Consider the following 5,859-nt stretch of genomic DNA (forward strand, 5'->3'; position numbering starts at 1 on the left):
ATACGAAGGGCCCGTCACCCGCACAGATGTGGGTGACGGGCCCTTCGTCGTTCTCGCCACGGACGAGAGGGAGCACGAACTCGACGCCCGCCGACTCCCCGGGCGCGAGAGCCCCGCTGGGGGTGACCGCGGCCCCTACCCGCGGCCGCCCGACGCCTCAGCTCTTGACCGCGGCCTTCAGGACGCTGCCGGCGGAGACGCGCACGACGTGACCGGCCGGGATCTCGAGCGCCTCGCCGGTGCGGGGGTTGCGACCGGTGCGCGCGGCACGCTCGGCGCGCTCGACCGTGAGCAGCCCCTGGATGCGGACGGCCTCACCGGCGCGCAGGGCCTCGACGAGGACGTCCTGCAGGGCCGTGAGGGCGGCGTCGCCCTGCGCCGTCGTCAGTCCGGCGCGCTGGGCCACGGAGCTGACGACGTCGGTGCGGGTCATGGGCATGAGGTCTCCTGGTGATCGGGTGTGTCGGTGGGCGTGCCGGCCGCCGCGGAGGGCGGGACGGGGGTCACAGGGTGGTGACGTCGACGAGGCCGCGCCGGATCGCGCGGACCAGGCGTCGGGGGACGCGGAGGTCCGTGCCGTCGACGCGCAGGGGCACGAGGTCGACCGGGGCGGCCTTCCACTGCGCGCGCCGCGAGCGGGTGCGACTGCGGGAGGTGCGGCGCTTGGGGACGGCCATCAGCCCTGCCTGGCCTTCCAGCGGGGGTTCTTCTTGTTGATGACGAAGGTCTTCCCGTGTCGACGGACCACGATCGAGCCCTCCTTCTTCTTCAGGGACGCCAGGGAGGCCCGCACCTTCATCGCGCGTCCTCCTGACCGCTGAGGCCGTACCGCCGGCGGAACTTCTCGACCCGCCCGGCGGTGTCGAGCACGCGCGTGCGCCCGGTGTAGAACGGGTGGGACGCGGAGGACACGTCGACGTCGACCACCGGGTAGGTGTTGCCGTCCTCCCACTGCACGGTCGCCGACGACGTCACGGTGGACCGGGTGAGGATCGCGAACCCCGCGGACGGGTCGCGGAACACCACGGGGTGGTAGTCGGGGTGGATGCCCTGCTTCATGTGCCGCTGCTCTCTTCTGTCGCTGCCCGCTGGACACGGCAACACTAAGAATGAGAATCATTCCCGTCAAACGAGCGGATTGGGTCACTGACGTGCACCAGCACCACGACGTAGGCGCGATTCGAGGTGGCCCGGCGTCGAACGGTGTGACCGACCAGCGCTGAGCCGCCTCAGGGCGCGATGGCCAGGTCCCCCGGCGCAAGCCGGACGTCCTCCCCCACCAGACGCGCGCGGAACCCGTCGCCCTGCACCGCGACGTCGTCGAGCACCATGCCCTCGGGGATGCCCTGGATCGTGTGCTCGATCGTCACGGCCTCCCGCACGAGCGCCGCGAGGACGCCGGAGAGGAACGACCCCCCGCCCACGTCGATGGACGTCGGCTCGATCACCAGCCGGCCCTGCACCACCTCGACGGTCCCCCGCGCCGACACGCTCAGACGCCGGCCCAGCAGCTCCGCGCTGCGCTCGACCGTCGCCTCGCCGCGCGGTCCCGCCCCGACGACGACCCCCTCGCCGATCTGCTCCGCCACCAGCTCGAACGGCACCGTCGCGTCGAGCACCATCGACGCCGCCGTCAGCCCGGCCGGGCCGGTCCGGACGTCCACGCCCTCGGCCTGCACGTCGTGGAGCAGGCCGTCCGCGGTCGCGAGCGACCCGGCCTCCAGGGCCACGTCACCCATCCACACCTCGCCGTCGCTCAGGTCCGTCGGCGCGGCGGGGGCGTCGCCCGCCCGGTCCCCCGGCCCCCCGCCCGCCGTCGGACGCGGGGACGGCCCGTCCGCCCGGCCCGCCGGCTCGCTCAGCACCAGGAACCCGACGACGCCGACGAGCACCAGGACGAGCACGGCGACGGCGGCCCCCACCAGCCCGTCGAGAAGACGCCGCCGCTCCATGCCGATCAGTCTGTCCCGCGTGCCACGTGGCGGCGCGTCAGCGCACCTGGCGCCCCTCGAGCCAGGACAGCGCACCCCGGGCCGCGACCACGCCGGTGCTGAAAGAGGCCTGCAGCAGGTACCCGCCGGTCGGCGCCTCCCAGTCGAGCATCTCCCCGGCGAGGAACGTGCCGGGCATCCGGCGCAGCATCAGCGACCCGTCGACCTCCGACCACGCGACGCCGCCGGCGGTCGAGATCGCCCTGTCGATGGGCATCGTCGCGGTCACCGTCACGGGCACCGCCTTGGCCAGGGCCGCGGCGGCGGCCGCGTCCGTGGGCAGCGCGCCGCCGCCCGCCTCCCGCAGCAGGGCGATCGACACCGGGTCCAGCCCGATCGACCGGCGCAGCCACGTCGACCCCGAGTCCTTCGGCCGACGACGGCGCAGGCGGTCGGCGAGCTGCGCGGCGGTGAGGTCCGGCCGCAGGTCGACCTCGAGGACGCACCCCTCGCCGTCGAGGGCGTCACGGATGGCGGCACCGATCGCGTAGACCGGGCCGCCCTCGAGCCCGGTGCGGGTCACCATCGCGTCCCCCCGGACCGGTCGGCCGTGCCCCCGCACCGCCAGCCCGACCTGCTTGAGCGGCACCCCGGCGAACCGCTCGGCGACGTCCGGGCTCCACGCCACGCGCACCCCGACGTTCGCCGGCCGCAGGGGTGCGACCGCCACCCCGCGCTCGGCGAACGCCTCGACCCAGCCGCCGTCCGCCCCGAGCCGCGGCCACGACGCGCCCCCGAGCGCGAAGACCGTCACGTCGCCGGCGACCTCCGTCGTGGCGCCGTCGTCCGCGGTGAGGACCAGCCGGGCGCCGTCGTCCGTCCAGCCCGTCCAGCGCTGCCGCCGCTCGAGCCGCACCCCCAGGTCGGTCAGGCGCGCGAGCCACGCGCGCGCCAGCGGGGTCGCACGGAAGGACCGCGGGAACACCCGCCCGCTGGAGCCGACCATCGTCGGCTCGCCCAGCCCGGCGCACCACTCGCGCAGCTCCTCCGGGCCGAAGGCCGCCAGCACGGGCGCGAGCCGGTCGGCGGACGGCCCGTACCGGCTCAACATCGGCTCGCGGCCCTCGCTGTGCGTGATGTTCAGCCCGCCGTGCCCGGCGAGCAGGAACTTTCGGGGCACCGACGGCATGCGGTCGTAGACCGTCACCGCCACGCCCGCCCCGGCGAGCACCTCCGCGGCGATCAACCCGGCAGGTCCACCGCCGACGACGGTCGCCGTCCTCACGCGGCCGCCCGTCCGGGCGCGCGGAGCGGGCTGTCAGGGAGCACGGCCGGAACGTATCCCACGGACGGCTCCCGGCCGGCACGCACCGCACGGTGCCCGGTGAGCGGCCGCTGCTCACCGGGCACCGCACCCCAGGGGCAGGTCGGGAGGATCGGACCCACGGGGGCACCGGAAGCCGGCGCCCCACCACCGTGGCCCGCCGGCGTGACGCCCGCGTGAACGTGCCAGGTCACCAGGTCAGCAGGACCGGGCCGAGGACGTCCTCGAGCGGGACGGTGCCGTAGTCGCGCGAGTCCACCGACCGGTCCCGGTTGTCCCCGAGGACGTAGACGTGCCCCCCGGGCACGAGCACCTGCGGGGCGAACGAGCCGTCCACGGTCGCCAGGTCCAGGTAGGGCTCGTCGACCGCCCGGCCGTTCACCGTCAGCACCGCGTCGAGGATCGCGACGGTGTCCCCGGCCAGGCCGGCCACCCGCTTGAGCGACAGCGCTCCCTCCGGGTCCCGCAGGACGACGACGTCGCCGCGGCCCAGCCCTGCGGGATCCGCCCGGAGCGCGACGAGCACGACCGCGCCGTCGTCGACGGTGGGCGTCATGCTCTGCCCCGAGACGGCTACCGGCGCGACCAGGACCAGACGGACGACGAGGAGCGCGAGGACGCCGGCGCCGAGCCCGACGACCCGTCGTCGGCGCGCCGTCGGTCCGGCCACACGCGCACCCGTCTCTCCAGACACCCGCTGCAGCACCCGCTCACGGCACCACCCACGCGTGACAGAGCCGTCACAGCGCCTCTGCGGTCGGACCGGTTTTATCCGGGTGTCACGGCGCCGCACCACTGTCGTGCGCAGGACCGAGCGGCCGCCCGGTCCGAGCACCCGACGGGGTGGGGAGCACGGCGGAGGAGTGATCGGCCATGGAACGACGGGACGTGCTGAAGCTGGGGGCGTTGGGGATCCTCGGGGTCGGCGCGCTCGCCACGCCGCTCGGGGAACGGGCGATGAGCAAGAGCGCGAGCTACCTGTCCGCGCGCGACTTCCCCCGGCCGTACGGCCAGCCCTTCCGGCGGCCGGCCGTGCTCAGGCCGTACGAGCGCACCGTCGACGAGGCCGGCCCCCTCGTGAAGTACAGCGTCACCGCGCAGCAGGCCGCCGCCGCGGTGCTCACGCGCCTGTCCACGCCCGTCTGGACCTACAACGGCGTGCTGCCCTCCCCGACGATCCGGGTGGCCGACGGGGAGCGGGTCAGCCTGCGCGTCCGCAACGCGCTGCCGGCGACGCACCCCCAGTTCGGGCACCCCTTCGCCATGGCCACCCACCTGCACGGGAACGCCTCGCTCCCGCAGTACGACGGGTACGCGAGCGACCTGTCCCTGCCCGGGCAGGTCAAGGAGTACCGGTACTCCTGCGTCCAGGGCGCGCGCACCATGTGGTACCACGACCATGCCGCACACACGACGGCCCAGAACGTCTACTCGGGACTGGTCGGCCAGTTCCACGTCCGCGACGCCTGGGACGAGGCACAGCTCCCCCAGGGGGAGTTCGACGTCCCGCTGCTCCTGTCCGACGCCATGTTCGCGGCCGACGGCTCCCTGGCGTACGACGACGACGACCACTCCGGCCTCTACGGGGACGTCGTCCTGGTGAACGGCGTGCCGTGGCCGGTCATGCGGGTCAAGCGGCGCGTGTACCGGTTCCGGGTCGTGGCCGGGTCGATCTCCCGGTCGTGGCGCCTCTCGCTCAGCACGCGCGAGGCGATGACGATCGTCGCGACGGACGCAGGCATGCTGCGCGTCCCGCAGCCGGTCGGCAGCTTCCGGCAGGGCAGCGGCGAGCGGTACGAGATCCTCGTCGACTTCCGCAGGTACGCCCCCGGTACCGCGGTGGACCTGCTCAACGCCAGCAACAAGAACAACGTCAACTACGACCACACCAACAAGGTGATGCGCTTCCTCGTGACGGACGAGGCGTTCGACGGCGCCAACAACGCCGTCCCCACCGCCCTGGACGTCCACCCGCACGCCGACGCCGTCATGGCGCTGACGCCGCAGATGGCGCGGCGGACGACCCGGATGCGCCTCAAGCACGACGACATCACCAACGCGTGGAGCATCAACGACCACACCTGGGCGGACGTCGTCAGCAGCGGGTACCAGCGCGTCATCGCCGACCCCGATGTGGACGACGTGGAGATCTGGGAGGTGGAGAACAGCTCCGGCGGCTGGTTCCACCCCGTGCACATCCACCTCGTGGACTTCGCCGTCCTGTGGCGCAACTCGACCCGCGACCGACGGCCCTTCGCGTGGGAGCGCGGCCCGAAGGACACCGTCTACGTCGGCGAGGGCGAGACCGTCCGGCTCCTCATGCGGTTCTCCGTGCCCGAGGGCAGCCCCGGTGGCCGCTACATGATCCACTGCCACAACCTGCCGCACGAGGACCACGACATGATGGCCCAGTTCCGCGTCGGCAAGGTGCCGTTCGACGCAGACCCGAACCACCCTGTCCTCGCCGCCCCGGCCGCCTGGGACGGCGGGCCGCCGGACTCGCCGACCTACGAGCCAGGCTTCCCCGTCGGGGCCTGAGGTGCTGCGCCCGGCGGCCGCCCTCGCCGCGCCTGCGGCCGGGGCCTCCGCCGGGCGGGTCGGGGC

General features: G+C 74.2%; 8 protein-coding genes. 1 reads left to right on the plus strand and 7 read right to left on the minus strand.

The window, feature by feature from the left end; genetic code table 11:
- Nucleotides 1-157: 157 nt before the first annotated feature.
- From N866_RS13080 to lepB, 7 genes are all read right to left on the minus strand, one after another.
- Nucleotides 158-439 (minus strand): HU family DNA-binding protein, encoded by a 282-nt coding sequence (locus N866_RS13080; protein WP_034227035.1) that lies wholly within the window; start codon nt 437-439, stop codon nt 158-160.
- 64 nt (nt 440-503) lie between these two features.
- Nucleotides 504-677, minus strand: coding sequence for a 50S ribosomal protein L32 (gene rpmF, locus N866_RS13085; RefSeq protein WP_034227037.1), 174 nt, complete (start codon nt 675-677; stop codon nt 504-506).
- Nucleotides 677-799: a type B 50S ribosomal protein L36 gene (gene ykgO, locus N866_RS13090; RefSeq protein ID WP_034227039.1), complete on the minus strand. Its 123-nt coding sequence runs from the start codon at nt 797-799 to the stop codon at nt 677-679. Before ykgO ends, rpmF begins: the two co-directional genes overlap by 1 nt.
- A complete protein-coding gene (locus tag N866_RS13095; RefSeq protein WP_034227041.1) occupies nt 796-1,059 on the minus strand; it encodes a type B 50S ribosomal protein L31 in 264 nt (87 codons plus the stop codon). Before N866_RS13095 ends, ykgO begins: the two co-directional genes overlap by 4 nt.
- Before the next feature lie 170 nt (nt 1,060-1,229).
- Nucleotides 1,230-1,952, minus strand: coding sequence for an LmeA family phospholipid-binding protein (locus tag N866_RS13100; protein ID WP_034227043.1), 723 nt, complete (start codon nt 1,950-1,952; stop codon nt 1,230-1,232).
- Between the two features lie 37 nt (nt 1,953-1,989).
- Complete coding sequence (locus N866_RS13105) at nt 1,990-3,216, minus strand: BaiN/RdsA family NAD(P)/FAD-dependent oxidoreductase (protein WP_034227045.1); 1,227 nt, start codon at nt 3,214-3,216, stop codon at nt 1,990-1,992.
- Nucleotides 3,217-3,445: 229 nt separating this feature from the next.
- Complete coding sequence (gene lepB / locus N866_RS13110) at nt 3,446-3,925, minus strand: signal peptidase I (protein ID WP_034227047.1); 480 nt, start codon at nt 3,923-3,925, stop codon at nt 3,446-3,448.
- A 203-nt stretch (nt 3,926-4,128) separates the two neighbouring features.
- Between lepB and N866_RS13115 the strand changes: the two genes are divergently transcribed.
- Complete coding sequence (locus N866_RS13115) at nt 4,129-5,793, plus strand: multicopper oxidase family protein (protein WP_034227049.1); 1,665 nt, start codon at nt 4,129-4,131, stop codon at nt 5,791-5,793.
- Nucleotides 5,794-5,859: the final 66 nt, after the last annotated feature.

Source organism: Actinotalea ferrariae CF5-4, from assembly GCF_000603945.1.
GTDB lineage: Bacteria > Actinomycetota > Actinomycetes > Actinomycetales > Cellulomonadaceae > Actinotalea > Actinotalea ferrariae.

What these genes read in the sequence shown, in the direction of transcription:
- N866_RS13095 (WP_034227041.1), bottom strand. Translation starts at nt 1,059, where the DNA reads ATGAAGCAGGGCATCCACCCCGACTACCACCCCGTGGTGTTCCGCGAC.
- rpmF (WP_034227037.1), bottom strand. Translation starts at nt 677, where the DNA reads ATGGCCGTCCCCAAGCGCCGCACCTCCCGCAGTCGCACCCGCTCGCGG.
- N866_RS13080 (WP_034227035.1), bottom strand. Translation starts at nt 439, where the DNA reads ATGCCCATGACCCGCACCGACGTCGTCAGCTCCGTGGCCCAGCGCGCC.
- ykgO (WP_034227039.1), bottom strand. Translation starts at nt 799, where the DNA reads ATGAAGGTGCGGGCCTCCCTGGCGTCCCTGAAGAAGAAGGAGGGCTCG.
- N866_RS13100 (WP_034227043.1), bottom strand. Translation starts at nt 1,952, where the DNA reads ATGGAGCGGCGGCGTCTTCTCGACGGGCTGGTGGGGGCCGCCGTCGCC.
- N866_RS13115 (WP_034227049.1), top strand. Translation starts at nt 4,129, where the DNA reads ATGGAACGACGGGACGTGCTGAAGCTGGGGGCGTTGGGGATCCTCGGG.